This window comes from Haloarcula salina, from assembly GCF_010119195.1.
Classification (GTDB): Archaea; Halobacteriota; Halobacteria; order Halobacteriales; family Haloarculaceae; genus Haloarcula; species Haloarcula salina.
Genome location: NZ_WRXL01000008.1, coordinates 62,696 through 87,735 on the forward strand (window position 1 = coordinate 62,696; position 25,040 = coordinate 87,735).

The 25,040-nt window shown below is 66.8% G+C and carries 29 protein-coding genes; 16 read left to right on the forward strand and 13 right to left on the reverse strand.

The annotated features are described in order from the left end of the window. Positions 1 to 7 precede the first annotated feature (7 nt). Positions 8 to 859: a hypothetical protein gene (locus GM656_RS17715; protein ID WP_162415034.1), complete on the reverse strand. Its 852-nt coding sequence runs from the start codon at positions 857 to 859 to the stop codon at positions 8 to 10. A 244-nt stretch (positions 860 to 1,103) separates the two neighbouring features. On the opposite strand from GM656_RS17715, the gene GM656_RS17720 reads away from it, so the two are divergent. Both GM656_RS17720 and GM656_RS17725 read left to right on the forward strand, forming a co-directional pair. Next, positions 1,104 to 1,787, forward strand: coding sequence for a lipoate--protein ligase family protein (locus tag GM656_RS17720; RefSeq protein WP_162415035.1), 684 nt, complete (start codon positions 1,104 to 1,106; stop codon positions 1,785 to 1,787). 24 nt (positions 1,788 to 1,811) lie between these two features. Next, complete coding sequence (locus GM656_RS17725) at positions 1,812 to 3,134, forward strand: dihydroorotase (protein ID WP_162415036.1); 1,323 nt, start codon at positions 1,812 to 1,814, stop codon at positions 3,132 to 3,134. Between the two features lie 8 nt (positions 3,135 to 3,142). Here GM656_RS17725 and GM656_RS17730 read toward each other — a convergent pair whose 3' ends face one another. Together GM656_RS17730 and GM656_RS17735 are read right to left on the reverse strand one after the other, a co-directional pair. After that, positions 3,143 to 3,532: a hypothetical protein gene (locus tag GM656_RS17730; RefSeq protein ID WP_241692814.1), complete on the reverse strand. Its 390-nt coding sequence runs from the start codon at positions 3,530 to 3,532 to the stop codon at positions 3,143 to 3,145. A gap of 245 nt (positions 3,533 to 3,777) precedes the next feature. Beyond that, positions 3,778 to 4,515 (reverse strand): DUF5806 family protein, encoded by a 738-nt coding sequence (locus tag GM656_RS17735; RefSeq protein ID WP_162415038.1) that lies wholly within the window; start codon positions 4,513 to 4,515, stop codon positions 3,778 to 3,780. A 115-nt stretch (positions 4,516 to 4,630) separates the two neighbouring features. On the opposite strand from GM656_RS17735, the gene GM656_RS17740 reads away from it, so the two are divergent. Both GM656_RS17740 and GM656_RS17745 read left to right on the forward strand, forming a co-directional pair. After that, entirely contained in the window at positions 4,631 to 5,002 is a 372-nt protein-coding gene (locus GM656_RS17740; protein WP_162415039.1) for a universal stress protein, read from the forward strand. Continuing rightward, positions 4,999 to 5,520, forward strand: a complete 522-nt coding sequence (locus GM656_RS17745) for a GNAT family N-acetyltransferase (RefSeq protein ID WP_162415040.1) — start codon at positions 4,999 to 5,001, stop codon at positions 5,518 to 5,520. The genes GM656_RS17740 and GM656_RS17745 overlap by 4 nt, the downstream gene beginning before the upstream one ends. Here the strand turns inward: GM656_RS17745 and GM656_RS17750 are convergent. Beyond that, the gene (locus GM656_RS17750; protein ID WP_162415041.1) at positions 5,517 to 5,951 is read right to left on the reverse strand and encodes a universal stress protein; all 435 of its coding nucleotides are present in this window, start codon (positions 5,949 to 5,951) and stop codon (positions 5,517 to 5,519) included. The genes GM656_RS17745 and GM656_RS17750 overlap by 4 nt on opposite strands. A 116-nt stretch (positions 5,952 to 6,067) precedes the next feature. Between GM656_RS17750 and GM656_RS17755 the strand changes: the two genes are divergently transcribed. The 4 genes from GM656_RS17755 (at position 6,068) to GM656_RS17770 (ending at position 11,279) form a co-directional block, all read left to right on the forward strand. Continuing rightward, entirely contained in the window at positions 6,068 to 6,532 is a 465-nt protein-coding gene (locus GM656_RS17755; protein ID WP_162415042.1) for a universal stress protein, read from the forward strand. Positions 6,533 to 6,638: 106 nt separating this feature from the next. Further along, the gene (locus GM656_RS19405; protein ID WP_162415043.1) at positions 6,639 to 9,371 is read left to right on the forward strand and encodes a PAS domain S-box protein; all 2,733 of its coding nucleotides are present in this window, start codon (positions 6,639 to 6,641) and stop codon (positions 9,369 to 9,371) included. 102 nt (positions 9,372 to 9,473) lie between these two features. Beyond that, entirely contained in the window at positions 9,474 to 10,565 is a 1,092-nt protein-coding gene (locus tag GM656_RS17765) for a DHH family phosphoesterase (RefSeq protein ID WP_162415044.1), read from the forward strand. A 276-nt stretch (positions 10,566 to 10,841) separates the two neighbouring features. Beyond that, positions 10,842 to 11,279 carry a hypothetical protein gene (locus tag GM656_RS17770; RefSeq protein WP_162415045.1) on the forward strand — a complete coding sequence of 146 codons (438 nt, stop codon included), beginning with the start codon at positions 10,842 to 10,844 and terminating at the stop codon, positions 11,277 to 11,279. Positions 11,280 to 11,288: 9 nt separating this feature from the next. Here the strand turns inward: GM656_RS17770 and GM656_RS17775 are convergent, their stop codons facing one another. Then, the gene (locus GM656_RS17775) at positions 11,289 to 11,720 is read right to left on the reverse strand and encodes a DUF5807 family protein (RefSeq protein ID WP_162415046.1); all 432 of its coding nucleotides are present in this window, start codon (positions 11,718 to 11,720) and stop codon (positions 11,289 to 11,291) included. Positions 11,721 to 11,808: 88 nt separating this feature from the next. Between GM656_RS17775 and GM656_RS17780 the strand changes: the two genes are divergently transcribed. Continuing rightward, complete coding sequence (locus GM656_RS17780; RefSeq protein WP_162415047.1) at positions 11,809 to 12,231, forward strand: dCTP deaminase/dUTPase family protein; 423 nt, start codon at positions 11,809 to 11,811, stop codon at positions 12,229 to 12,231. 51 nt (positions 12,232 to 12,282) lie between these two features. Here GM656_RS17780 and GM656_RS17785 read toward each other — a convergent pair whose 3' ends face one another. From GM656_RS17785 to cheB, 8 genes are all read right to left on the reverse strand, one after another. Further along, entirely contained in the window at positions 12,283 to 13,161 is an 879-nt protein-coding gene (locus GM656_RS17785; protein WP_162415048.1) for a CheF family chemotaxis protein, read from the reverse strand. Between the two features lie 99 nt (positions 13,162 to 13,260). Beyond that, the gene (locus tag GM656_RS17790) at positions 13,261 to 13,689 is read right to left on the reverse strand and encodes a DUF7112 family protein (protein ID WP_162415049.1); all 429 of its coding nucleotides are present in this window, start codon (positions 13,687 to 13,689) and stop codon (positions 13,261 to 13,263) included. A gap of 6 nt (positions 13,690 to 13,695) precedes the next feature. Then, positions 13,696 to 14,085, reverse strand: a complete 390-nt coding sequence (locus GM656_RS17795) for a 30S ribosomal protein S6e (RefSeq protein WP_162415050.1) — start codon at positions 14,083 to 14,085, stop codon at positions 13,696 to 13,698. 81 nt (positions 14,086 to 14,166) lie between these two features. After that, positions 14,167 to 15,030 (reverse strand): CheF family chemotaxis protein, encoded by an 864-nt coding sequence (locus tag GM656_RS17800; protein ID WP_162415051.1) that lies wholly within the window; start codon positions 15,028 to 15,030, stop codon positions 14,167 to 14,169. Between the two features lie 59 nt (positions 15,031 to 15,089). Further along, positions 15,090 to 16,322, reverse strand: coding sequence for a HEAT repeat domain-containing protein (locus GM656_RS17805; RefSeq protein ID WP_162415052.1), 1,233 nt, complete (start codon positions 16,320 to 16,322; stop codon positions 15,090 to 15,092). 6 nt (positions 16,323 to 16,328) lie between these two features. Continuing rightward, a complete protein-coding gene (locus GM656_RS17810) occupies positions 16,329 to 17,138 on the reverse strand; it encodes a CheR family methyltransferase (protein WP_162415053.1) in 810 nt (269 codons plus the stop codon). After that, positions 17,135 to 19,099, reverse strand: a complete 1,965-nt coding sequence (gene cheA / locus GM656_RS17815; RefSeq protein ID WP_162415054.1) for a chemotaxis protein CheA — start codon at positions 19,097 to 19,099, stop codon at positions 17,135 to 17,137. The genes GM656_RS17810 and cheA overlap by 4 nt, the downstream gene beginning before the upstream one ends. Positions 19,100 to 19,101: 2 nt before the next feature. Then, a complete protein-coding gene (gene cheB / locus GM656_RS17820) occupies positions 19,102 to 20,187 on the reverse strand; it encodes a chemotaxis-specific protein-glutamate methyltransferase CheB (RefSeq protein WP_162415055.1) in 1,086 nt (361 codons plus the stop codon). Between the two features lie 169 nt (positions 20,188 to 20,356). On the opposite strand from cheB, the gene GM656_RS17825 reads away from it, so the two are divergent. From GM656_RS17825 to GM656_RS17855, 7 genes are all read left to right on the forward strand, one after another. After that, positions 20,357 to 20,791: a chemotaxis protein CheW gene (locus tag GM656_RS17825; RefSeq protein ID WP_162415056.1), complete on the forward strand. Its 435-nt coding sequence runs from the start codon at positions 20,357 to 20,359 to the stop codon at positions 20,789 to 20,791. A 155-nt stretch (positions 20,792 to 20,946) separates the two neighbouring features. Next, positions 20,947 to 21,672, forward strand: a complete 726-nt coding sequence (locus GM656_RS17830; RefSeq protein ID WP_162415057.1) for an RAD55 family ATPase — start codon at positions 20,947 to 20,949, stop codon at positions 21,670 to 21,672. Between the two features lie 154 nt (positions 21,673 to 21,826). Continuing rightward, complete coding sequence (locus GM656_RS17835; RefSeq protein ID WP_162415058.1) at positions 21,827 to 22,162, forward strand: winged helix-turn-helix domain-containing protein; 336 nt, start codon at positions 21,827 to 21,829, stop codon at positions 22,160 to 22,162. Positions 22,163 to 22,245: 83 nt separating this feature from the next. Further along, complete coding sequence (locus GM656_RS17840) at positions 22,246 to 22,521, forward strand: DUF7521 family protein (RefSeq protein WP_162415119.1); 276 nt, start codon at positions 22,246 to 22,248, stop codon at positions 22,519 to 22,521. A gap of 325 nt (positions 22,522 to 22,846) precedes the next feature. Then, positions 22,847 to 23,458, forward strand: coding sequence for an archaellin/type IV pilin N-terminal domain-containing protein (locus GM656_RS17845; RefSeq protein WP_162415059.1), 612 nt, complete (start codon positions 22,847 to 22,849; stop codon positions 23,456 to 23,458). Positions 23,459 to 23,729: 271 nt separating this feature from the next. Continuing rightward, positions 23,730 to 24,347: an archaellin/type IV pilin N-terminal domain-containing protein gene (locus GM656_RS17850; RefSeq protein WP_162415060.1), complete on the forward strand. Its 618-nt coding sequence runs from the start codon at positions 23,730 to 23,732 to the stop codon at positions 24,345 to 24,347. Positions 24,348 to 24,424: 77 nt separating this feature from the next. Further along, positions 24,425 to 24,994: a DUF7500 family protein gene (locus GM656_RS17855; RefSeq protein WP_162415061.1), complete on the forward strand. Its 570-nt coding sequence runs from the start codon at positions 24,425 to 24,427 to the stop codon at positions 24,992 to 24,994. The last annotated feature ends 46 nt before the right edge of the window (positions 24,995 to 25,040 follow it).

The window sequence follows — 25,040 nt, forward strand, 5'->3', positions numbered from 1 at the left end:
CGCGACGCTACCCGGGGTCTGCGCCGCCAACCCCCTCGATAGTCACCCGCACCGCGTCTCCCACGTCGAGGTCGATTTCCCGGCCGACCAGTTTGACGCCGGCCCGCTCTCGGTCGCAGAACAGCGCGATGCCGGTCACCGCCTCGCCGTTCGCGAGGACGGTCACGTCGTCCCACGCGACGGTGCGCCCGTCGGCCGTTCCGACCCGCTTCCCCGCGAGCGCGGCGTGCTCACCCCCACGACCGCCGAGCAAACCGCCCCCGTCGTAGTGCGGGAAGCCGCCGTCGAGGACACTGGGATTTCCGCCTCCGACACCGTTCGCGACTCCGGCGAAGCGTTCGCCCGGCGCGGGATGTTCGGGCGCGTCGAGTCGCGCCCACGTCTCACCGGCCGCGACGACCGTCCCGCGTCCGTCCCACGGGACCGCCTCGACATCGGCGGCCACGTCGACGGGGAGCGATCCCGACGCCCGATAGGAGTTCGCGTCAGGGTCGCGAAACCCCAGGTGGACGTGGTTCGGGACCCACGGCGCGAAAAAGCCCGCCCGGACCAGGTCGCCGAGGTCGTCGCCCACCGCGACCGACTCGCCGGGTTCGACGCGCGGGTCGACGTGGAGTATCCGGGCGACGTGCTCGCCCGTGTCGACCAGGACGAGGTGGTCGTGCTCGGCGGCGTAGGCCTTCGGCGGCGCGCGGACCGTCTTCGTGTCGAGGACCTCGCCGGCGACCGGCGACGGCGCACACGCGCCCTCGGGATACAGGTCGATCGCGCACCCCTCGTCGTGGGCATCGAACGGGGAGTTGTACAGCGAGAAGCGGTAGTACTGGGCGAGTACGTCCCGGGGGAGCGTCACGGCCATCGCCGTCGGTTAGGTGCGCGCCAGCAAGTGGCTGTCGCCCGAGGGTTCAAGTCCGATGCCGGGGCCACCCGCGGACGATGCGCTGACTGTACACGCGACGGGGGCCGCGGGAGCGCGACACGTCCCGTCGCGAGGGTCGAGTGTCGCCTGTCCGCCATCGCTGCGCCAGCGGACTGCTCGGGCCGTCGGCTGTCTCCCCTACCCTGCCGCGGGCGTTTTGTCTCCGCGGACCCACTGTCGAGCTATGCGACTGCTCCGGGGTCGGGCCGCCGACCCAGACCGGGACTACCGGCGGACCCGGGAGATGACCGACCGCGTCGCGTCGGACCGCGAGGCGGCGCTCCGCGTCTGGCGGCCCCACCGGCAGGTGGCGTTCGGTCGCCGGGACGCCTCCAGCGACGGCTACGAGCGAGCGCAGGCCGCCGCTCGCGACCGGGGCTACGCGGTCGTCGAGCGTTCCGTGGGCGGCCGCGCCGTCGCCTACACCGGGTCGACCGTCGCCGTCGCGCTCGCGGAGCCGACCGACGACCCTCGCGGGATTATCCAGTCCCGCTACGACCGAGTCAGCGACGCGGTCAAGCAGGCCCTCTCCGACTGCGGTGTCGACGCACGAGAGGGTGAACCGCCTGATTCGTTCTGTCCCGGGACCCACTCGCTGCAGGCCGCCGGGAAGGTCGCCGGTCTCGCCCAGCGGGTCCGCCAGTCCGTCGCGGTGGTCGGCGCTGTCGTCGTCGTCCGTGACCACGAGGAGCTCGCCGCGGTGCTGACGCCGGTCTACGCGGCACTGGGCGTCCCCTTCGACCCGGACAGCGTCGGGAGCGTCGCCCGCGCCGGCGGGACCGACGACCCCGACCGCGTCGCCGCGGCGCTCGAAGCGGCGCTGACGGCGGAGCGGGACGCTTCGGTGAGCCACATCCGAGACACTTAGGGGTTCGCCCGGCCGACTGGGGGTATGCTCATCCGCAACGCGACGCTGCCCGACGGTCGCCAGCGCGACGTCCGGGTGCGTGGCGAGTCCATCGCCGAGGTCGGTCGCGACCTCGACGCCGACGATCAGCACGTCATCGAAGCGACGGGCAAGCGCCTGTTCCCCGGCATGATCGACGCCCACGTCCACTTCCGCCAGCCCGGCTATCCGCACAAGGAGACGTGGGAGACGGGCGCTCGCTCCGCGGCGGCCGGCGGGGTCACGACCGTGGTCGACCAGCCCAACACCGACCCGCCGACGATCGACGGCGAGGCGTTCGATCAGAAGGCCGAATTCGCCGCCGACGCCGTCGTCGACTGGGGCATCAACGGCGGCGTCACGGCCGACTGGATCCCGAACGTCCTCCTGCGCCGGCGACTCTTCGCCCTCGGCGAGGTGTTCCTCGCCGACTCGACCGGCGACATGGGCATCGAGGCCGACCTGTTCGCCGACGCGCTCGACGCCGCGACGGAGAAGGGCGTGCCGGTCACGGTTCACGCGGAGGACGCCGACTACTTCAACGACGACGCCCGCGCCCGCGACGACGCCGACGCCTGGAGCGCGTTCCGAACCGCGAAGGCGGAGGCGAAAGCCGTCGAACGCGCCTGTTCGGTGGCGAACGAGCGCGACGCGACGATCCACATCGCTCACACCTCTACGCCGGAGGGCGTCGACATCGCCAGCGAGGCCGGAATGACCACCGAGGTGACGCCCCACCACCTGCTGCTCTCCCGTCGCGACCTCTCCGACCTGGGTACGTTCGGCCGGATGAACCCGCCGCTGCGCCGCGAAAAGCGCCGGCTGCAGCTCTACGACCGCGTCGTCGACGGCACCGTCGACATGATCGCGACCGATCACGCGCCCCACACCCGCGAGGAGAAGGACGCGAGCATCTGGGACGCGCCGTCGGGCGTCCCCGGCGTCGAGACGGCACTCCCACTCCTGCTCGCCGAGGCCCGCGACTCGGACAGCGACCTCACCTACGAGCGCGTCCGGGATCTCACCGCGCGCAACCCCGCCGAGGTGTTCGACCTCCCGCAGAAGGGCGCGATCGAAGCCGGCCGGGACGCCGACCTCGTCCTGGTCGACACCACTGAGACGACCGCGGTTCGCGGCGAGACCCTCCACTCGAAGTGCGACTGGACGCCCTTCGAGGGCTTCGACGCGGTCTTCCCGGAGTGGACGATGGTCCGGGGAACCGTCGTGTACGAGCGCGGCGACGCGCTGGGCGACGGGGGCGAGGAGGACGTGTTCTACGACCACCAGGGCGAGAACGTCCGCGACGCGGACGCCGAAGTGGTCGAGTAGCCGGAACCTCACCGCTCTCTGACCCGATCGAGCCGGAAGGCCGGGACGGGAAAGAGAAAGCCGTAGCAGAGCCGATAACACAGGACGCCGACCCCGAACCCGGAGAGCGCGCCGGCGAGGACGACAGCCACACTCGCCTCGATGACGACGACGAACCCCGCTACGACGGCCGCGAGGACGACGAGCGACGCCAGCGCGGTCACCTCCGGGTACACGCCCGGGACCGCGGCGTGTTCGACGGCGTACAGCGCCGCCGCAGTCAGCAGGCCGACCACCGCCAGCGTCGGGAGCACGGTAAACAGCGCCGGGCCCGCCTCCGCGTAGCCGAGCACCGAGCCGCCGAGCCCGATCGCGAGGTCGGTTCGCAGGACTCGCTGTCTCGCTTCGCGGTCCGACATCGCGGACCCTCGCGGCTCCGATCCGGGATCGCTCATCTCACCGACGTGTTCGGACACGCACGGCGGGCTTCGCGGTTCCACCCCTCGTGGGCCCGAGATCCCTCCGGAATCTCGCGGTCCGAGTGGGCCTACTCGTCCGCTGCAAGCGAGGCGGACGACTACGTGTTCGGACACGCACAGCGGGCTTCGCGGTTCCACCGCTCGTGGGCCCGAGATTCCTCCGGAATCTCGCTGTCCGAACTGGTCTACTCATCCGCCTCGAACTCGTGGCCGCACTCCGGACAACACACCTCGTCGTGTCGCAGCGCGGCCGACTGCTCGCGGACCTCTCGCATCACGGTCGAGATGCGATCCTCGGCCTCCATCTCGTCCTCGACGGCGAGGTCGACGCCCTCGACTTCGAGCAGGAACTTCGCGACCTCCGTGGCCTCGTACATCACGTCGTCGAGTTCCTCGGCGGTGAAGAAGTCGCACATCGCGCCGTAGAGGAACGTCGCGCCGGCCTTCCGGACCTTGTCCTCGAAGGCCGAGCGGGCCTGATTGACGGCCTGCGGAGTGTACGTGTCGGTCATGAACGGGACGAGTTCCGGGAGGTTCTCGCCGATCTTCGTCATCTCGACGCCCGTCTCGGTCCGGAAGTCGGCACAGAGGCGCGCGATAGCCCACTCGCGGGCGGTGATGTACGTCCGGTCCCTGAGGAAGTCGTTGGCCCGGTCGTAGGTCCCGCCCTCGATCTTTTTGAAGCGGTCGTACTTTCGTACGTCGGCCGGCACGTCGGTGTTCTGGACCGCTGGGTCCTGCTCGTCGGCCGCGTCGGCGACTCCATCGTCGGCTTCCTCGGCGGTCCCCTCGTCTGCCCCGCTCGGCTCTCCGTCCCCGTCCCCAGTGTGTTCGTCGCTCTCGGTCGCCGGCCGGTCGCTCGGCTCCGGTTCGGCGTCCCCTCCGTCGATGTCCGTCTCGTCCGGCGATGCGCCCTCGGTCATGGCCGACGTTGGGTCCCCGCGGCGAAAAAGGGTATCGCCGCGAGACGCCACTCCAAACAACTGTGTGACACGTTCGCCAGGTGGCTTTTTGACCGGGGGTATACAAGTCCCGGCTATGAACGTACTGCTCGGTGTCGGGGGCAGCGATCTGTCCTACCGCGCACTGGATGAAACGTTGACACGAGCCTCGGAGACGGGCGACGACTTGACGGTCGCGGTCTACGAGGACGACGACGCGGACGAGGGCGTAGAGACGGTCTCTCGACGCGTGCGAGAACGGATCGAGGAGTCCGGCGTCGAGGCGACGATCCGCCGTATCGAGGGGTCGTCCCCGGGGAGCGATCTGGTGAACATCGCGGAGAGCGAGGATTTCGACCGCATCGTTCTCGGCGGCGGCAACCGCTCACCGCTCGGCAAGATCCAACTGGGCTCCATCGTCGAGTTCGTCTTGCTGAACGCACAGACCCCGATCACGCTCATCCGATGACTCGCACGTACCCAGACGACCCCGCGGACGCGTTCCCGCGACCGCCGCGGACGATCACCGACGGCGAGGGCCGCGAGATCGAGGTCGTCGCCGCCGACGCGACCGACACCGAGGACCTCGTGGAGATGTACCTCGATTTCAACCCCGAGGACCGCGCGCAGGGCATCCCGCCGGTCAAGGACGAGGCGATCCGCAAGTGGCTCGACGTCATTCTCGGCGACGAGTGTCTCAACGTCGTCGCCCGACACGAGGGCGACGCGATCGGCCACGCGACGCTCGTCCCCGACAACGAGGACGAGCAGGAACTCGCGATCTTCGTGTTACAGGCCTACCAGGGTGCTGGTATCGGGACGGCACTCGTCCAAACGCTACTCGGTCACGGGCAGGACCAGGGGGTCGGGAAGGTGTGGCTCACCGTCGAGCGCTGGAACGAACCCGCGATCGCGCTGTACGAGAAAGTCGGCTTCGAGACGAGCAACACCGAGAGCTTCGAGGTCGAGATGGCGATTCGCCTCTAGACGGAGAGGACTGGCTGACTCGCGTACTCGATGACGTAGAAGGCCGCGCGCCCCACGGCGTCCTCCGCGTCGGCCTCGCGCGGCACGACGATGAAGTCCGACCCGATCGCTTCGGCCACGTCGAGCACGACGCTCCCCGGGGTCTGCATCAGCCGCGTCTCGGAGAACGCCGCGGCGGCCGACGTGTCGAACGCGCCGTCGTAGGAATCGGCGAACTGCGCGTGGATGTCGTCGGCGAAGGACTTGTGGATGTCGGCGACGACCTCCGGGTCCACGTCGCCGTTCTCGATGTCGCGGTGCAGTCGCTCGTCGACGACGAACAGGAGATGGATGTCCGCGTCGTATCGCTCCGCGACGGCGATCGCGTACTCGGCCGCCCGTTCTGACTTGTCGCTGCCGTCGACTGGCGCGAGTACGAGGTCGATGTCCATCACACGCCACTGTGACCCCACCCGGCAAAAAGCCACCGAGGTCCGGGCCCCGTCGCCCGCCGCGTCCTGTCCGGGAAGGGACTGCTTATTTAATCGTGCCCGAAATAGCGTGGCGTATGTTCGATACGGTGGTCATCGCCACGGACGGGTCCGGGAGCGCAGAGCGGGCCGTCGAGGCGGCGCTCGATCTGGCGGCGCGCTTCGACGCGACCGTCCACGGGCTGTACGTCGTCGACGCCGGCGAGGTCGAGGCAACGCCGGAGGAGGTCCGCGAGGCGCTCGAGCGCGCGCTGGCGACCACCGGCGGTCGCGCCCTGTCGTTCATCCGCGAGGCCGCCGACGCCGAGGCCGACGAGGAACTCATCACCGCGGTCCGGCAGGGCGACCCCGCCGACGAGATCTGCAAGTACGCGAACGAGCACGACGCGGACGTCATCGCGAGCGGGACCCGCGGCCGTCACGGCGAACACGGCTTCCTCCTCGGGAGCGTCGCCGAGGAAGTCGTCCGGCAGGCCCCGATGCCGGTCCTCACGGTGCGCCAGCTCGAGGGCGACCCCAACCCCGAGCGAGAAGGGGTCTGACCGGACGCGCCTCGTCCCGTAGCGCGTCGCACGCCGTCGCCTCTCCCTTCCACCCCTTGTCATTTGATACCGTGTCTATATCCCTACCGACCGGTATAGGGAGGGTATGCGTAGCCAGGTTCGCGTCCTTCACGTCGACGACGACCCGGATCTCACGGCGGTGGTCGCTCAGTTCCTCGAACGCGAAGACGACCGCTTCAGCGTCGAGACGGCAGCGAACGCGACCGACGGGCTGGCGCGGCTGGAAGACGGGGACATCGACTGTATCGTCTCGGATTACGACATGCCCGGAACGAACGGCATCGACTTCCTCGAAGCCGTCCGAGAGTTCGACTCCGACCTCCCGTTCATCCTCTACACGGGGAAGGGATCGGAGGAGATCGCCAGCGACGCCATCTCGAGCGGCGTGACCGACTACCTCCAGAAGAGCGGCGGCACGGATCAGTACACGGTCCTCGCGAACCGCATCGCCAACGCCGTCGAGGCGTATCGGGCCACTCGCGACCTCGAACGGAAGAGCCGACAGGACGAGGCCATCGCGACGCTCAGCCGGGACGCGCTCGAGGGGCTCGCGCTCCCGTCGCTGTTCGAGCGCGCCGTCGGTCTCATCGCGGACCGTCTCGATACCGAGTACGCCGCCGCCCTTCGGTCCGTCGCCGAGGACGACCGGCTCTCACCCGTAGCCGCGACGGGGTGGGACCGCCCGGTCACCGACCGGGAGACGGTCGACGCCGGTCCTCGGACGCAGGCGGGCTACACGCTGTCTGTGTCGGAGCCGGTGGTCGTCGAGGACCTGTCCGGCGACGACCGATTCCGGGAGTCAACGCTACTCACCGACTCCGGCGTCGTCAGCGGAATCAGCGTCGTCGTCGGCAGCCGCGACGACCCGTGGGGCGTCCTCGGGACGTACGCGACCACCGGCCGCTCGTTCAGCGACGACGACGTGCGGTTCGTCCAGAGCGTCGCCAACGTCCTCGGGACCGCCATCCAGCGCCACCGCTCGGAACAGCGCCGGCGCGAGAGCGAACGCCGCTTCCGCGAGATCGCCGAGGTCAGTCCCGACACGATCTTCCGCCTCGACACCGACGGCGTGTTCACCTACGTCTCCCCCGTCGTCGAGTCCCTGCTGGGTTTCACGCGCGAGGAACTCCTCGGGGAGAACTTCCAGCAGTACGTCGAAGCGGACACCCTCGCGACGGCGTTCGATGGGTTCTCCCGCGTCCGAGACGGCGAAACGGTCCGCGAACTCGAACTGGCGCTCGTCGACGCGGACGGCTCGCGGGTCGACGTCGAGGTGAGCGCCAGCCCGGTTCGCCACGACGGCGCGATCGTCTTCGTCCAGGGACTCGTCCGCGATATCTCTGACCGGAAGGAACGCGAGCGCGAACTCCGCCGATACCGCGAGTACACGGACTGCGTGCTCGACGGCATCGACGACCTGCTGTTCGTCCACGACGCCGACGGCGACTTACAGCGGTGGAACGAGAGTTTCGCGGCGGTCACCGGCTACGACGACGCGACCCTCGCGACGATGAACGGGGTCGACTTCGTTCCTGAGACGCACCGGGAGGCGACGGCGGCGGCGATAACGCAGGTGTTCGAGACCGGCCACGCCCGACATCAGGCACCGCTACTGACCAGCGACGGCTCCGAGATCCCCTACGAGTTCGTGGCCAATCGCGTCACGCATCCCGACGGAACGGTGCTCCTCGTCGGGATCGGACGCGACATCACCGATCGGAAGGAACGCGAACGGGAACGGCGGGCGCTCGAGGCCCGGTACCGGACGCTCGTCGAGAACCTCCCGGACATGGGCGTGTTCCTGTTCGACCGCGACCTCCGGTACACGCTCGCGGCCGGCAGCGAACTCGCCGCTGTGGGTCTCACCTCGGACGACTTCGAGGGAATGACGGCCCAGGACCTGTTCCCCGACGACCTGGCGGAGGAGACCGAACACTACTACCGCGAGGCGCTGGCCGGCAACGAAGGGGTCTTCGAGCAGGCGTACCAGGGCGAGCGCTACCGCGTCCAGACCGTCCCAGTGCGGGACGACGAGGGCGAGGTCATCTCCGGGCTGGCTGTCTCCGAGAACGTCACCGAGCGCAGGGCTCGCCAGCGGGAACTGGAGCGCCAGAACGAGCAGCTCCGGGAGTTCGCGAGCGTCGTGAGCCACGACCTCCGAAACCCGCTCAACGTCGCCCGGGGGCGCCTCGAACTGGCGCGGGCGGAGTCCGACAGCGAGCACCTCGACGACATTGGGACCGCGCTCGACCGAAGCCACGCGCTCATCGACGACCTGCTGGCGCTGGCCAGGAGCGGCGACGCGGTCAGCGACACCGAACCGGTCGCGCTCGTCGACCTGGTCGAGCAGTGCTGGCAGAACGTCCCGACCGCGGCGTCGACGCTCGTCGTCGAGACGGACCAGACGATCCTCGCCGACCGCGCCCGGCTCGAACAGCTGTTCGAGAATCTCCTCCGGAACGCCGTGGAGCACGGTCCCGCACCCCTCTCCTCGCAAGCGCAGGGAGACGCCGTCGAACGCGGTCCGCCGACTAGTCCGCCGTCGTCGGAATCCGACGACGGCGAGGAACGCGCCGTTACGGTGACCGTCGGCTCGCTCGCAGACGGCTTCTACGTCGAGGACACCGGCCCCGGCGTCCCGCCGGCGGACCGCGAGAAGGTCTTCGAGGCCGGCTACTCCACCGCGACCGACGGCACCGGCTTCGGACTGCGGATCGTCCGGCAAATCGCCCACGCCCACGGCTGGGACGTCTCCGTGACCGACGGTGCGAGCGGCGGGGCGCGCTTCGAGGTCCGCGGTGTCGAGACGGCCCCGTGAGAGCGGCGTGGCCTCGCCTCGCGGCTCCGCGGCGGGCGGTCGATCCGCATCCGCGACGGCCGAACCCGACGGCTTCTTGACGACTCGCCCGCTTGCTCGGGCATGGACGATTGGCTCATCGACGACGACCGCCTCTCTCTCGGCCGCAAATCCGTTCTCCCCGGGGAGGGCTTCTTCGTCCCCGACTCCTACGAGGAAGAACAGGCCGAAGCCGAGGCCGCCGAGACCGTTTCCGACGCCGGCGTCGTGGTCATCGCGGACCCTGACGCCGACGGCCTGGCCTGCACCGCGCTGATTCGGCAGGCCCACGGCGAGGGCGCGCTGCTCCCCGCCGGCCCCCACGAACTCACCGAGGCGCTGGAGTGGACCGCCGAGTACGCCGACCCCGGCGCGACCGTCTTCGTCTGCGACCTCTGTCCCGACCGCGACTCCGATGTCGCGCCGCTCGACGACGTGGTCGCCCGCGTCGAGCGCGTCGTCTGGTTCGACCACCACCAGTGGCCCGACGACCTCGCCGCCGCCGTCGACGCGGCCGGCGTCGAGCGCACCGTCGGCGACTCCGACGAAGTGTGCACCGCCGACGTGGCGCTGGGCGAACTCGACCACGACTTCGACGAGCAGTGGGCCGACCTCGCCGCCGTCACTCGCGACCACGACCTCTGGATCCGCGACGACCCCCGAAGCGACGACCTCGCGGATTTCTCCTACTGGAGCGAGCCCGAGGAGTACATCGAGGCGGTCCGCGAGCACGGCCCCGACCTCTCGCCCGAGGTCCACGACTTCCTCGCGGAGAAGCGCGTCGAGAAGGAGGCGCTCATCGAGAAGGCCGTCGACCGGGCGGAACTCCGCGAGGTCGCCGACTGGACCGTCGGCGTCACGTACGGCCGCTGCTCGCAGAACGAGGTCGCCGAGGCCCTGCGCGAGCAGGGGGCCGACGCCGCCGTCGTCGTCAAGCCCGCCGGCTCGGCCTCCATCCGCGGCACGGAGAACTTCGAGCGCGCACACGAGGTCGCCCAGCAGGTCAACGGCGGCGGCCACCCGAAGGCCGCCGGCTGCAAGCCCGACATCTACGACGACATGATGGATTACGCCCACCACTGGACGACGCAGGGGGCGGTGGCGAAGCAGGCCATCGTGGACGCGTTCCGACGGCTTCCCGAAGAAGAGGAGGAAGGCGTCGATACCGACAGATAGCGGCGTCACCCGCGAACGGAGTGAGCGGCTTTTTCGCCCACGTTTTTCGACGAGTGGTGCGCGAACGCAGTGAGCGTTCCCGAGGAGAAAAAGGTGGACTCGGACGACGCAGGGGGCGGTGGCGAAGCAGGCCATCGTGGACGCGTTCCGGCGGCTTCCCGAAGAAGAGGAGGAAGGCGTCGATACCGACAGATAGCAGCGTCACCCGCGAACGGAGTGAGCGGCTTTTTCGCCCGTCGCAACGTTGATAGATCTCTCTGTCGACACCTCTGAGTGATGTCCGAGTCCCTCCACACTCGAATCGCGCGCGAAACAGTCGTACGAAAGCGCCTCGGGAGCGCCGTCGCGGTCGGTGTGACGCTGTACGTCCTCGACGGCTCGATACGGTACGCCGCGGCCACAGCGGCGATCGCCTTCTGCGTCTGGCTGGTCGCCGACGCCGCACGGGCCGCCGTCGGTGACTACGCCGACCACGTGGTCTTCGGGCTGCTCATCTTCGGTTTCCTGGGCTACACGGTCTCGGCCGGCGGTCCGACGTGGGTCGTCGCTCCGGGGGCGCTCCTCGGCTGCTGGTTCGTCGTCGACGGCGTCCAGCACCTCCGCCACGGCGTCACGCGCGACGACGTAGAGATACGGTATTCCCGCGACGGGAGCCTCGTCACTGGCCTGCCGAAGGCGCTGCTCGCCCGACTGGCCCGGCCGTTCTCGCTGTAGGCCCGCCGGCTACTGCTCGACGACCCACTTGTCGCTGTAGCGCTCGCCACAGGCGCACACCGCGTAGGCGTGGATGACGTCGCCCTCGGCGTAGAGGCCGCCCACGTCCTCGTTTTGCTCCTCGGCGAAGGCGAAGACGAACCGCGTGGTGTGGTCGATGTCCGGTTCCTCCTCGGCGACGGGACAGTCCGCGCCGGTCAGGTCGTCGTGGACGTGGCCCTCGGTGCCCATCGCCTGCTGGGCCAGCCCCATCGGGTCGATGCCGGTCGCCGACTGGAAGGCGCTGCGGCCGTCGTCGCCGGGGAGGACGAGCACGTGGCCGTATTCGACCGCGTCGGCGTAGTCGGCCAGCGCGCCGGGGTTCGAGACGGCGTCCTCGTGCAGGAAGAAGAGCACGTCGTCGGGCCGCTCGCCCGCCAGGAACTCCGCGTGATTGGTCATGCCCGCCCTGAGACGCTCGCCGGGCAAAAATGGCCCGCTCTCGGTCACGACACACAGCGTTTTCACCCGGCCCGTGCTACTGCGGGGCATGGTCGATCTCAGCGAGTACGTCACCGATATCGTCCACGAACCGACCCAGACCGACAGTCCGGGCTTCGATCTCACGGTCGCGGCCGTCTACGAGGTCGTCGAACCGGGCCGGATCGACTTCGGCGGCGGCGAACTCGACGCGGCCACGACCGCGCTCCACGAGACGCACAAGCGCGACCCCGACGACGACTACGAGTGGTGGACGCTCCGGGACGGGCAGTACCTCCTCGAGTACAACGAGTCGCTGACCGGCGACGCGACGGTGACGCTCCAGCCCCGAACGGAACTGCTCGAACGCGGGGCCACGCACCCGACGCTGCACGTGGACTCCCTCCCGCGAGTGCCGCTCTCTGTCGGCGGCGCGGGACTGAAACTGAAGGAGAACGCGCGGGTCAGCACCGTCGTCGCCGCCGAGGACTGAAGCGGACGACACGACAGCGGCCCGTCCGCGTCGGGGTGCGCTCCGTCGCAGTCAGGCGTTCACGTCTTCCAGGTGGCGGCTGGCGACGACCTTCCCGGTCGGCGTGAGCGCGGGGCCGTCGCCTCCGTCCTGAATGAGGCCGTCCTCGGAGAGGTCCTGGAGGATCATCGACACCTGCGAGGAGTCCTTGCCGAGGATGCTGGCGAGCGGCATCCCGTCCATGTCGCCGGTGGAGTACATCGCGACCAGCACCTCCTTCTTGTCCTTCGTGAGTTCGACGTTCCGGAGTTCCTCCATGAGTTCGGAGTACTCCCGGCGGAGGTAGCGTCCGAGGATGGACATCTTCCGGCCGGAGGCCAGCGCCGCCTGCGTCGTCATGGCGGTCCCGTCTTTCATGTGCCGGACCGTCAGCACCGGGCGCTTCGCGCCGCCGATCTCTCGCGTGTTGCGCTCGAAGTCGGAGACCGTCTTGAGGTCGACCGTGAACGCGCCGTCGTTGCGCCGGAACTCGACGGTCCCGGCCGTCAGAAACAGCCGCGCCGTCTTGAACGACTCGTCGGTGACGCGACCGCCGACGCGGGCGCGCTCTTTGACCGTGGTCTCGGTCCCGTTGACGACGGCCTTGAACAGGACGGTCCCGAACTTCTCGATCTTCTCGTTGTCGGCCTCGACCGCCGCGATGAGACGCCGCCCGTTTCGCTCGAAGGCGACGGTCACCGTCGAGTCGAAGAAGTCACCGAGGTCGGGCGGGACCTGCCCGATGGCGATGTCGAAGATGGACTCGAGCGGAATCGTCAGCTTGTCGGACTCGCTGGCGGCCAGGACCAGTCGCTTCTGGGAGAGGACGACGCGTCCCTTGATGGGGTCGCCCCGTGAAGCCACCTCCGAGTTGAATTTGCCCACGAAATCCGCGATCACTGATTCCGACATCGGACGTTACGGGAGCTACACGAGCCCCGATATTGAGCGTTTCGCGCGAGTATCAACTGAGAAAATCGGACGAGATCGAGCGAGCGGCGCGAACTGTCGTCAATTATCGAGGTTTCTGGCGATGTCCGACAGCGACGAGTCCGGGCCGTCGGTCGCGGTGTAGACGACGCGCTTGCCGGGCGTCCGGAGGCCGTACTCCTCGCCGGCGGTGATCACGTCGAGGTGAGCGGACCCGCCGAGGGACACCTCGCTCGACTCGACCCACTCCGCGAGCCGGTTCGGCCCCTCGCTCTCGCGGGCCAGGCGGCGGTTGTCGGCGACGTGCGAGAGCACCGGTTCGCCGTCGAAGTTCTCGCCGACGGCGGCGTGGTAGCCGTCTCCGTCGAGCGCCAGCCGAACGGCGTCGCCTTCCTCGAGGCCGAGGTCCGCGGGGAGGACGACGCGCGGGCGGTCGGTCCGGCCGATCGATTCGACGGGGACGCGATGCGTCTCGACGGTATCGTGGTCGCTGGGAACGCGGTCCGGCACGCGGGCTTACTCGTCGTCGCCGCCGAGCAGGTCGTCGACGTCGTCGCTTCCGCGATCCGTGATCTTCGCGTTGATCTGGCGCGTGTCGTCGCTGACCTCGCGGCCGCGGACGGTGATGCGCTTTCGCTCGCCGTCGGTGGTCGGCTCGAAGCCGACGCCGCCGTCGGACATGATCTCCTTCGTCGCGACGCCGCGGACGTCCGGGCGCATCGGTCGGCCGGCCGTGTCGGAGCCGCCGGTGAGTTCGAGCGTGTAGCCGTCGAGGCCGACCGCGCCGCCGTCGACCTCGTCGCCGAGCTCGCGGCCGATGAATCGGTTGGCGTCCTGTCCGTCGACGTCGATCTGGTAGGTGTGGCCGCTTTCCGGGTCGGAAACGGCGACCGTAAATTCTGCCATACCTGTGGTCTATCGACCGCGCTTCAAAAACGCGTCGAACCGTCGTTCCCCACTGTGACTCGTTGACGCGGGCCCGTGTGGCTACTGGTCGGCCATCGCGTCGCTCGCGATGGACCGCCCGCGGGCTTCGAGTTGGACTTCCCGGCGGGTCCGGACCGGTTCGAGGATCTCCGACTCGATGAGCCGGTCGTAGACGCCTTCGACCTCGCCGATCTCCATATCGACGAAGTCCGGGATCTTGAACGGCGAGATACCGGAGTACAGGGCCATCAAGACCTGCGTCTCCGCGTCGGAGAGCTCCACGTCGTCGGCGATGTTGCGCTGTTCGCCCTGGCGGACGAGCCCCTCCAGCAGCGAGACGTGCCGGGGGACCCCGGAGACGTGCGTCTCGACGCTGGTCCCCTCGATGGTGTGTTCGACCTCAAGAACCGGGCGCTCCTCGCCGCGGACCTCCTTCTCTTTGGCCTCGACGGTCCCCACGTCGTCGATATCGAGCTCGACGAACGTGCCGCTGGAGATGGCGAGATTGAGGCAGTCGCCGTCGAGTTTGAGACGGGTCTTCTCCCAGCCGCCGTCTTGCACGACGCCGCCCTTGACCGCGGGGTGTTTGACCAGGATGACGATCTGGTCCAGCAGGGTGCTGTAGAGATTCGACTGGAACTCCTCGTCCTGTCTGGCGGAGACGAGCGTCACGTCGCGGCCGGACTGAATCTTGACGTAGCTGTCGACCTGCGCCAGCGACTGGTTCATCTGACTCGCCGTGACGCTGGTGAGCTTCGACAGCGGGATGGTCCGCTTGCCCTGGTTCGTCGCGAGGACCAGCCGCTTGTTCGACAGGAGGATTCGACCGGGTAGCCACTCGATGTCGTTTCGCTTCCGACCGTCCGAGACGACCTGGACGAACTTCCCCTTCGTGTCGACCAGCGCGTGTTCTCCGTCGCTCATCGGTCAGCTCGCTGTCGACGTGACGTACGCCCCGGCGGGTCTTAATCCACTCGGCCGGCTCATCTGCGACCACCGAGCTTCGAGATGGCCGAGAACGCCTTCTTTCGGATCACGTCGTGTTCGGTGTCGTCGATGAGCCGGTCGAGCGTCTTCCGAGAGCGCTCGCCGCCGACCTTTCCGAGCGTGAAGATGGCCTGGCCCCGTATCTGCGGATCGACGCCGTCGTCTTTCACGATGTCGAGCAGCCGCCGCTCCACCATGTTGTCGTCGCCGCCCAGTTCGGCGAGCGAGGTGGCGGCGAACTGCCGGAGCATCTGGTCGTCGCCGGAGATTGCGTCGACGAGCGAGTCGATGACGCGGTCGCGCTCCTCCTCGCTGGTGACGCGCCCGAGGAGCCAGGCGGTGTTGCGTCGCTGGGCGGCCTGCGAACTCTCCTCCAAGATCTCGACCAGCGGGAGGACGACGCTCCGGTCGTCGGTGTTCGAGAGCTTCTCGACGACGGTGTCGCGGATCTCGTGACTCTGCTCCGTCGGGACGTTCGAGAGCAGTTCGATGAGCGAGTACACCGCGGTCCGTCGAACGGCTGCCGAGTCGTCCGACAGCGCCTCGACGAGGTAGTCGACGGGGCGGTCGTTCTCGAAGTTGCCGAATGCCCCCACAGCGATCCGGCGGACGCGTTCGTCGTCGTCCTCGTACAGCGGGAGGAGCGCCTGGAGCGCCTGCCGATTGCCGATGTTGCCCAGCGCGTCGGCGGCCTCGCGCCTGACGGCGGCTTTCGGATCCGTCAGGACGCCTTCGAGGGGCGTCGTCGCCCGCGAGTCGCCGATCTTCCCGGCCGAGCGCGCCGCCCGCGCCCGGACGCGCGAGTCGGGGTCCTCGAAGCGTTCGGCGAGCTTCGGGACCGCGTCGGCCTGATCGAGGGTCCCGAGGCCGTTGGCGGCCGCCATCCGAAGCTCGGCCACGTCGGCGTCGAGCGCCTGCATGTAGGCCTTGGCTTTCACCCAGTCCGCGGCGTCGTCTTCGAGGTCGACGCCGGCCATGCTCCCGATGAGTTCGGTGATGGCGTCGTCGCCGAGTTCGTCGAGCGAGTCGATGGCGGCGGCGGTCACGGCCTCGCTGTCGCCCTGTGCCGCCCGCACGAGCGCGTTGACCACGTCGCGTCGGTCGTCGTGGTCGTCGAAGTTCCCCAGGAGCTCTGCGGCGCGGGCCGTGACCCGCTCGTTGTCGCTCTCCCTGAGCAGGCGGATGAGTTCCTGGGCCTTGCCGTCGCGTTCGAGTTCGTAGAGGCTCATCGGTCGCTACACTCGCCGGTAGATCCGGTGGCGCTTGTCGACCGGGTCGAAGTCGCCCCGACACTCGGTCGGCAGCGTCTCGGTCATGCCGATCATCAGGTAGCCGCCCTCCCGCAGCGACCCGCGGATCGTCTCGAAGATGGGGACCTTGAACTCGGCGTCGATGTAGATGAGGAGGTTCCGACAGAACACGAGGTCGAAGTCCTGTTTCGGGTCGCCGCGGATGAGGTCGTGTTGCTCGAAGGAGACCATGTCCCTGACCCGGTCCCGGACGGTGAACGTGTTGCCGTCCTGTTCGATGTACTGCGTGTAGTCGTCGAGCGGCTCTAACTCCTCGGCGATGTCGGTGGTCTGTGACGTGGCGTAGGTCGCCGCCCGCGCCTCTTCGAGGATGTCGGCGTTGATGTCCGTCGCCGTGATCTCGACGCGCCGGGCGTCGATTTCCGGGTCGTCAAGCGCGAGCATCGCCGCCGAGTACGGCTCGCGGCCGTCCGCGCTCGGGGCGGACCAGAGCTTGACGCGGCGGTTGTCATCGGTCAGTTCCCGCAGCACCGGCCGCAAGTGTTCCCACGCATCGGGGTTGCGGAAGAAGCCGGTGACGTTGATCGACAGGGAATCGAGCAGTTCCTCGCGCTCGCCGTCGTCGCGCTCCAGCAGCCGCTGGTAGGAGCGGTAGTCATCGGTGTCCGTCCGGCGCATCCGCGCGGTGATCCGGCGGTCGAGGTACGAGTCGTTGTAGAAGCCCGACTCGAAGTCCATCTCCTCGCCGATGAACTCGACGAGGTCCTCGAACGTCCGCTCGCTGCCCTTGTTCATAGCGTCACCACGTCGAGGATGTGGACGATGTTCCCGTCGCCCAGCACGGCCGTCCCGGAGAGGCCGGGCGTCCCGGAGAGGATGCCTTCGAGGGGCTTGACGACCACCTCCTCCTGGCTGTCGACCGAGTCGCAGTGCAGCGCGACCTGGCGCTCGGACTCGCGGATGCGGACGAGCATCCCGTCGCCGTTGGCCGTCTCGCCCTGGATGTCGAAGGTGTCGTCGAGGTGGACGACCGGGTAGATCTCGTCGTTGTGCTTGATGACTTCCTTGCCGTTGACCTGCTTCGCGGCGTCGGTGCCGGTGATCTCGTCGACGTTCTTGATCGGGACGCCGTACTCCTCGTCGCCGACCTTCACGAACAGCACCTTGACGATGGCCATCGTCACCGGCAGGCGCAGGGAGACGGTCGTCCCCTCGCCGGGTTCGGAGTCGACGTTGACCGACCCGTCGAGCTGGGAGACCGTGTCGTGGACCACGTCCATGCCGACCCCGCGCCCGCTCGTGTCGGTCACCTCGTCGGCCGTCGAGAAGCCGGGGTGGAAGATGAGGTCGTACACCGAGGAGTCGTCCATCGCGTCCAGTTCCTCGGGCGAGCGGACCCCCTTCTCGATGGCCTTGTTCCGGATGCCCTCCACGTCCAGGCCCGCGCCGTCGTCCTCGACTTCGATGATGACGTGATCGCGCTCGCGCGAGGCCCGGAGCGTGATGTGGCCCGTCCGGGGCTTGCCGGCCGCTTCTCGCTCGTCGGGGGATTCGATCCCGTGGTCGACCGAGTTGCGCAGGATGTGCATCAGCGGGTCCGAGATCTCGGTGAGGATCGTCCGGTCGAGTTCGATGTCCTCGCCCTCGATGGTGAACTCCACGTCCTTGTCGAGGTCCCGGGCGAGGTCGCGGACGAGTCGCGGGAACTTCCCGACGACCTTCTTCAGCGGGATGAGCCGCATGTCCATCACCGTGTTCTGGAGGTTCGCGGTGATCTTGTCCAGCTCGTTCAGCGTCTCGCTGGTCGAGTCGAGGTTGTTCTGCTCGACGCCGCGCCGGAGCTTGATGCGGCTGGTGACGAGCTGTTCGACGAGCCCGTGGAGGTCGTCGAGCTGGTCGACGTCCACGCGCACGGACTTGATCTCGTCGACGCTGTGTTCCTGTTCGGGGTTGGAACCGTCGTCCGCCGCGTCCGCGGGCTCGTCACCGACGCTCGTTTCGCCCGCCGCGTTCGTCACCTCGTCGGTCACGTCGGTCACGTCGAAGGAATCGACCTTACCGGTCGTCCCGAGTTCGGCGTCGGCGGTCGAGGCGTCGGGCGCGTCGAGGTAGAGCACGAACGTCTCATCGAACTTCCCGTCCTCGATGTCGGCCCGGTCCGGGGTCGAGTCGAGGAGATCGAAGCGCTCCTCGATGGCCTCGACGGCCAGCATCGCGTCGACCCCGAGCATGTCCGAGTCGCCGACGCCGATCTCGGCCCGCAGGACGCGGTCCTCGATGGCACCGGCGTCGACATCGACGCTGTCGACGACCGCCTCGGCCGCGTCGTCTGTCGGCTCCTCGTCGGATTCGGTCGCGCCGTCGCCGGCGGCCGCCGCACCCTCTTCGAGGACCGCGCGCAGCTCCGCGACCATCTCGTCGGTCTCGGTCTGTGACTCGCCGTGCTCCTCGATCTCGCCGACGATGACCTCGATCTGGTCGACCCCGGCGAAGACGAGGTCCATCAGGTCGGGCGTGACTTGCATCTCGCCCTGGCGCATCTCGTCCAGCAAGTCTTCCATCGCGTGTGCGAGGTTCGCGGCGTCGTCGAAGCCCATCGCGCCGAAGTTGCCCTTCAGCGTGTGGGCCGTCCGGAAGATCGAGTCCATCGCCTCCGTGTTGGAGGGGTCCGATTCCAGGTCGAGCAGCGAGTTGTTCAGTTCGGTGATCGCTTCCTCGCTCTCGCGGATGAATGCGTCCAGGTATTGGTCGTTCATTGTTAGCTCTCCTCAGTAGTTATCGTGTCTATAATGCCGTCCGCAATGTCGTCGATCGGTAACACCGAGTCGACACAGCCCGTCTCGACGGCGCGTTTGGGCATCCCGTACACCGCGGACGTGGCCTCGTCCTGTGCGATGGTGCTGCCGCCGGCCGCCTTGATGCGCCGGATACCGTCCGCCCCGTCCTCGCCCATCCCCGTGAGGATGAGTCCGACGAGGGGGTCGTCGATCGTCTCCGCGGCGGTCTCCATCGTCACGTCGACCGCCGGTCGGACGCTGTTGACCGGTGCGTCCTCGGTCAGTCGAGCCCGAAGTCGCCCGTTCCGGTAGTTCTTGACCCGCATGTGCCGGTCGCCCGCGGCGACGAGTCCTTCGCCGCCGCCGATGCGCGCCCCGTCGGTCGCCTCGCTGACCTCGTACTCGCTTCGAGCGTTGATCCGCTCGGCGAAGCGCCCGGTGAATCCCTCGGGCATGTGCTGGACGATGAGCACGCGGAGGTCGGCCGCCGCGGGCAGGTTCTGCATCACCGTCTCGACCATCTTCGGACCGCCGGTCGAGGAGCCGACGACGAGCGTCGGGTTCTCGACGTAGGTGTCGCCGGCACCGGCCGACGTCGATGACTGGGTCGTCGCCGTCCGTTCGGACCCCGTCGAGGATCGCTTGGCCTTGCCCGCCGCGGTCACGTCGACCGCCGCGACGGAGACGACCATCTCCACCAGCTGGTCTTTCAGTCTGGACATCTCCATCGACACCTCGCCGCCGGGCTTCGTGAAGAAGTCGACCGCGCCCTTATCGAGCGCCTCGAAAGTCACGTCCGCGTTCTCGTCGGTGTGGGCCGACAGCATCAACACCGGCGTCGGTCGCTCGGCCATGATGCGTTCCGTGGCCTCGATGCCGTTCATCACCGGCATCTCGACGTCCATCGTCACGGCGTCCGGTTCGTGTTCGATGACGGCCTCGACCGCGTTCTCCCCGTCGCGCGCCTGTGCGACGACGTCGATTCCCCCGTCGTCGAGGATATCGGAGATGACGCTCCGCATAAAGTGGGAATCGTCTGCGACCACGGCGCGGACACCACCTACCATGTCACTGACGCTCCCGGGACGCGGGGCGCACCAGCGAACGAGACATCCTCATACCTACCTCGAAATCCCGTTCGGCCCCGAAATAAATACTCCGCCCACGTAATCAAAGTTGATAGCCCAGGAGGCAGCTTTATGCGCTCCTGTCCGAGACAGACGAACCAAGAGTTCTATGTCAGCCCAGTCAGCCACGACCGGCCAGGTGCTCGAGTTCCAGCTCGGGTCCGAGACGTACTGCGTGAGCATCGATTACGTCACCGAAATCGTCGACGTAGGGGAGCTCACCGCCGTCCCGAACGCGCCGCCCCACGTCCGGGGCGTCATGGACCTCCGCGGGCGCACGACGTCTATCGTCGACCCGAAGGTCGTCTTCGGCATCGAGGACGAGGGCGCGGAGAAGCGCATCATCGTTTTCGACCCTGATATCGTCGAGGACCAGGGCGCGGCCGGCTGGCTCGTCGACGAGGTGTACCAGGTGGTTCAGGTCACCCCGGACCAGGTGGATCAGTCGCCCGCGAACGACACCGGCTCGATCCGCGGCGTCGTCAAGCGCGACGAGAGTTTCGTCATCTGGGTCGACCCCGCGATCGTCCACGCCGGGAACTGAACCGAACTGCCGCCGTCTCGGCCCGGCGGTCGTCGGACCGGGCCGACGATCACCGACGACAATCCGTTTGAATCCGGGCGCTGTGGCAGGATACCAGCAAGACTTTTTAACATTCCCGACTGAAAAGTATCTAATCGACTAGCTGACTCTGACCTATGATAGAGCAAACCAAGACGGGGATCGAAGGCCTCGACGACATTCTGAACGGGGGCATTGTCAAGAATTCGACGACACTGGTGAGCGGCAATCCGGGCGCTGGGAAGTCCATTCTCTGTCTCCAGTACATCTACAACGGCGTCGAGCAGTTCGACGAGAAGGGGATCTACCTCTCGTTCGAGGAGGACGAAGAAGACCTCCGCGAGGCCGCCGAGTCGATCGGCTTCGAGAAGTGGGGCGAGTTCGTCGACAACGGCGACATCAAGATCTACGACAAGCAGGTCTTGCTGCGCGAGAACGACTTCACCTCCTCCCTCGACATCCTCCTCGAAGAACTGGAGGAGGGGGACTACGACCGACTCGTGCTCGACTCCCTCGCCATGTTCGCGCTGTTCTTCGAGAACGAGAAGGAGAAGCGGACCTACCTCCTGAAGTTCACCGACATCCTCAGCGACAGCGGCCTCACCACGCTGATGACGAACGAGCAGGGGGCCGTCTTCCCGGACACCGAGATCGGACTGGAGAACTACCTGACCGACGGCAACATCTACCTCATCCAGACGCCGACCGAGAACGGCGTCAGCCGATACGTGTGGGTCGCGAAGATGCGAAAGCAGAACATCGAGACGGACATCTATCCGATGGAGATCGATGCGGGCGGCATCAAGGTCCACCAGAACGCGAGCGCTTTCTCGATGATGAGCGAGGAAGAATCCCCGATCTAAGGGCGGAATAACTCGTTATTATTGCGGATAACGTCGGGTACAGGTACCGTACCTGACGTATCTCGGTCCTCTGTTCGTAAGTGCTTTACCCCGGTCGATCCCCGATATCACAGGCGATAGCTTTATTATCGACAGAATTTATGTTTTGATAACGATGGCTTCAGGGGAGATTCTTCAGACGCTTGGCAATAAATACAGCGCCGAAATCCTCGATGCGACGGACGAACCCGTGTCCGCGCAGGAACTCAGCGACGATCTCGGGATTCCCATCGCGACGTGTTATCGTCGCATCGACGAGCTCACCGAACACGACCTGCTCGAACTCCACGACAACATCCTCTCCGACGACCGCCGACGGATCAAGGTATACCGTCGGAACGTCGACGAAGTGCGCGTCGACTTCGACGACGAACTGACCGTTCACGTGGAGGAGCGGTCCGAGGTGACGAACAAGCTCGACGAGGCCTGGCGGACCCTCTCCGAGCGGTAACGTCCCGTCTCCTGTCGTTATCAGCGGCGATATTTTCGTGCATGGATTTAATAACGGGATCGGTGTAGGCCCGGATAGTGCAGATGATAGAACTTCTCTATGCCATCTCGACGCTGGTGTTCGTCGTGGCCGGACTGACGATGGTCGGGATGGCGATGCGGGCGTACGTCCAGACATCCCGGCAGGCGATGCTCCACCTCTCGGTTGGGTTCTCGCTCGCGATCGCGGGGGCGGCCGCCACGATGATCAGTGCGTTCATAAACGACTTCCAGGGAGTCCGGTCCCTCCTGCTGGTGAACAGCGGCCTGACCACGTTTGGGTACCTGTTCGTCATGTACAGCCTCGTCACCTACGAGTAGCGTCCGGCCAGTCCGACCGACACACCAGTGGCGGATTCTCTTTTGCACCTGTCTCTGTGAGTTCGTCTGTTCTCCAGTCGCGTCGGTGACCGAGCGCGCGTCTGCTCGCGAGGAGACCGGTTTCCGATTCAGTGCTGATACCGATTGTCTCGTCTTTCTCGATTATGAACTTCGGTGATCGGGGCTGTCTCGATTTACCGCTGTCCGACCGAAGTAGCGTCCTAGGCCCCTCTACCGCCCGTTATCACGGTCGATAACTCGGGGAGAGGTATTATTACCCGTGAAAGAATCGGTATCGGTAGGGTCAGACAGACCCGGATAACCAATGTTAACGGAACTCACGAACGACGACGACCGCGGGCAGGTCGGTATCGGCACGCTGATCGTGTTCATCGCGATGGTGCTGGTGGCCGCAATCGCCGCGGGCGTCCTGATCAACACGGCCGGCTTCCTCCAGAGCAGCGCCGAGGAGACCGGACAACAGAGCAGCGACCAGGTGACCAATCGACTCCAGCTCGTCAACGCCGTCGGTGAAGACATCAACGACAACGGCGTACAGACGGTGAACCTGACGGTCAAGCGCGCGCCCGGTGCGGCGAACATCGACATCGGGAGCACGATCGCGCAGTGGGTCGACTCCTCCGGGTCCTACGATCTGACCGTCGACGACAACAACCCGAAAACGTCCGACAACGACAACTTCGGCGTCACGGAAGTGCAGGACGATGACGGCTCTATCTCGGATAGCCAGGTGCTGAACGATCCAGCCGACCGCGCGCGACTGGAATTCAGTGCTGAGGCTATCCGCGGCGGGAGTAATCCGCTGCCCGAGGGTGCGACGGGGACGGTTCGCCTGAACACTCAGTCCGGTGGGACGACGACCGTGCGCCTGGTCGTTCCGGAGACTCTGTCTGGTAACTCCGCCGTCAGCCTCTAAGCTTCGACGACCACTGATTTCTGCGTCGCTCTTTTTGCTTCTTTCGCTCATCACGAACGACCACGCTCTGCCGTCCCAATACCGCTGAGCGGACGTCTTCCGTTGTCGCTCGATGTGCTCTCGAATCGTTCCAACACGGAAAATACGAGACAGACGATAAAGGCTCCAAAACACTCTCTACCGCCCGTTATCACGGTCGATAACTCGGGGAGAGGTATTATTACCCGTGAAAGAATCGGTATCGGTAGGGTCAGACAGACCCGGATAACCAATGCTAACGGAACTCACGAACGACGACGACCGCGGGCAGGTCGGTATCGGCACGCTGATCGTGTTCATCGCGATGGTGCTGGTGGCCGCAATCGCCGCGGGCGTCCTGATCAACACGGCCGGCTTCCTCCAGAGCAGCGCCGAGGAGACCGGACAACAGAGCAGCGACCAGGTGACCAATCGACTCCAGCTCGTCAACGCCGTCGGTGAAGACATCAGCAATAACGGTATCCAGACGGTGAACCTGACGGTCAAGCGCGCGCCCGGTGCGGCGAACATCGACATCGGGAGCACGATCGCGCAGTGGGTCGACTCCTCCGGGTCCTACGATCTGACCGTCGATACCGACAATAACCAGCCGAAGTTATCCGATGCTGATCATTTCGGTGTCACGGAAGTGCAGGACGATGACGGCTCTATCTCGGATAGCCAGGTACTGAACGATCCGTCTGATCGCGCGCGACTGGAGTTCAGTGCTGAAGACATCCGCGGCGGGAGTAATCCGCTGCCCGAGGGTGCGACGGCAACGATCCGTCTGAACACCCAGTCAGGTGGGACGACGACCGTGCGCCTGGTCGTTCCGGAGACTCTGTCTGGTAATTCCGCCGTCAGCCTCTAAGTTCGCTTTCCTTTTCTTGACGCTCTCTCAGCTCGAACGGCGACGGAGTTATACCACTTCCTCACACAGTACGACGTATGGCTCGGCGGTCAGACGAACCGAATCCGGAAGAAGGCAAGGTACTCTCGCCCGAGGAGCTCGACATCGCCGACGACGAGCACGTCACCGAGATCGACGAGGGCCGCTACGTCGTCTCCTCGGACGTCCGCACCGACGACTCCTACGGGAACCAGATCCCGTCGGATTCGGCGTCAGACCCGTCGGAGTCGTCCTCGGGGAACCCGCCCGAACCCGAGTTCACCGACGCGAACGTCCATCAGTGGCTCGCCGAACAGATGGCGGACTCGAACGCTCGGTACGGGTTCGACGTGACCGCCAAGTTCGACGGGGAGGTCGACCAGCAACAGTTGGTCTCCAACGACATCGTCACCGTCTTCGAGAGCTTCATGCTCTGGTACGGTCGGCAGATGGACGGCTCGACCGCGGTCGAGGACGTTCTCGGAATCCTGCTTTCGGAGTCGAACGTCCCGGTCCGGTATCCGCCGGGGGCCGTGAGAGAACTCGTCAAGTCGACGCAGCTCTCGCCCGACGACTCCATCGCGGACCTGTTGCACGCGGTCGAAGACGACGACGGCGTCCAGTTCTGACCGGCGAGAGATTTAACTGCGGCCACGGCGGTTGGTGGGGTAGCTG

Excerpts from the sequence above, each read along its gene's own strand:
- GM656_RS17715 (WP_162415034.1), bottom strand. The coding sequence starts at position 859 with ATGGCCGTGACGCTCCCCCGGGACGTACTCGCCCAGTACTACCGCTTC.
- GM656_RS17720 (WP_162415035.1), top strand. The coding sequence starts at position 1,104 with ATGCGACTGCTCCGGGGTCGGGCCGCCGACCCAGACCGGGACTACCGG.
- GM656_RS17725 (WP_162415036.1), top strand. The coding sequence starts at position 1,812 with ATGCTCATCCGCAACGCGACGCTGCCCGACGGTCGCCAGCGCGACGTC.
- GM656_RS17730 (WP_241692814.1), bottom strand. The coding sequence starts at position 3,532 with ATGTCGGACCGCGAAGCGAGACAGCGAGTCCTGCGAACCGACCTCGCG.
- GM656_RS17735 (WP_162415038.1), bottom strand. The coding sequence starts at position 4,515 with ATGACCGAGGGCGCATCGCCGGACGAGACGGACATCGACGGAGGGGAC.
- GM656_RS17740 (WP_162415039.1), top strand. The coding sequence starts at position 4,631 with ATGAACGTACTGCTCGGTGTCGGGGGCAGCGATCTGTCCTACCGCGCA.
- GM656_RS17745 (WP_162415040.1), top strand. The coding sequence starts at position 4,999 with ATGACTCGCACGTACCCAGACGACCCCGCGGACGCGTTCCCGCGACCG.
- GM656_RS17750 (WP_162415041.1), bottom strand. The coding sequence starts at position 5,951 with ATGGACATCGACCTCGTACTCGCGCCAGTCGACGGCAGCGACAAGTCA.
- GM656_RS17755 (WP_162415042.1), top strand. The coding sequence starts at position 6,068 with ATGTTCGATACGGTGGTCATCGCCACGGACGGGTCCGGGAGCGCAGAG.
- GM656_RS19405 (WP_162415043.1), top strand. The coding sequence starts at position 6,639 with ATGCGTAGCCAGGTTCGCGTCCTTCACGTCGACGACGACCCGGATCTC.
- GM656_RS17765 (WP_162415044.1), top strand. The coding sequence starts at position 9,474 with ATGGACGATTGGCTCATCGACGACGACCGCCTCTCTCTCGGCCGCAAA.
- GM656_RS17770 (WP_162415045.1), top strand. The coding sequence starts at position 10,842 with ATGTCCGAGTCCCTCCACACTCGAATCGCGCGCGAAACAGTCGTACGA.
- GM656_RS17775 (WP_162415046.1), bottom strand. The coding sequence starts at position 11,720 with ATGACCAATCACGCGGAGTTCCTGGCGGGCGAGCGGCCCGACGACGTG.
- GM656_RS17780 (WP_162415047.1), top strand. The coding sequence starts at position 11,809 with ATGGTCGATCTCAGCGAGTACGTCACCGATATCGTCCACGAACCGACC.
- GM656_RS17785 (WP_162415048.1), bottom strand. The coding sequence starts at position 13,161 with ATGTCGGAATCAGTGATCGCGGATTTCGTGGGCAAATTCAACTCGGAG.
- GM656_RS17795 (WP_162415050.1), bottom strand. The coding sequence starts at position 14,085 with ATGGCAGAATTTACGGTCGCCGTTTCCGACCCGGAAAGCGGCCACACC.
- GM656_RS17800 (WP_162415051.1), bottom strand. The coding sequence starts at position 15,030 with ATGAGCGACGGAGAACACGCGCTGGTCGACACGAAGGGGAAGTTCGTC.
- GM656_RS17805 (WP_162415052.1), bottom strand. The coding sequence starts at position 16,322 with ATGAGCCTCTACGAACTCGAACGCGACGGCAAGGCCCAGGAACTCATC.
- GM656_RS17810 (WP_162415053.1), bottom strand. The coding sequence starts at position 17,138 with ATGAACAAGGGCAGCGAGCGGACGTTCGAGGACCTCGTCGAGTTCATC.
- cheA (WP_162415054.1), bottom strand. The coding sequence starts at position 19,099 with ATGAACGACCAATACCTGGACGCATTCATCCGCGAGAGCGAGGAAGCG.
- cheB (WP_162415055.1), bottom strand. The coding sequence starts at position 20,187 with ATGGTAGGTGGTGTCCGCGCCGTGGTCGCAGACGATTCCCACTTTATG.
- GM656_RS17825 (WP_162415056.1), top strand. The coding sequence starts at position 20,357 with ATGTCAGCCCAGTCAGCCACGACCGGCCAGGTGCTCGAGTTCCAGCTC.
- GM656_RS17830 (WP_162415057.1), top strand. The coding sequence starts at position 20,947 with ATGATAGAGCAAACCAAGACGGGGATCGAAGGCCTCGACGACATTCTG.
- GM656_RS17835 (WP_162415058.1), top strand. The coding sequence starts at position 21,827 with ATGGCTTCAGGGGAGATTCTTCAGACGCTTGGCAATAAATACAGCGCC.
- GM656_RS17840 (WP_162415119.1), top strand. The coding sequence starts at position 22,246 with ATGATAGAACTTCTCTATGCCATCTCGACGCTGGTGTTCGTCGTGGCC.
- GM656_RS17845 (WP_162415059.1), top strand. The coding sequence starts at position 22,847 with ATGTTAACGGAACTCACGAACGACGACGACCGCGGGCAGGTCGGTATC.
- GM656_RS17850 (WP_162415060.1), top strand. The coding sequence starts at position 23,730 with ATGCTAACGGAACTCACGAACGACGACGACCGCGGGCAGGTCGGTATC.
- GM656_RS17855 (WP_162415061.1), top strand. The coding sequence starts at position 24,425 with ATGGCTCGGCGGTCAGACGAACCGAATCCGGAAGAAGGCAAGGTACTC.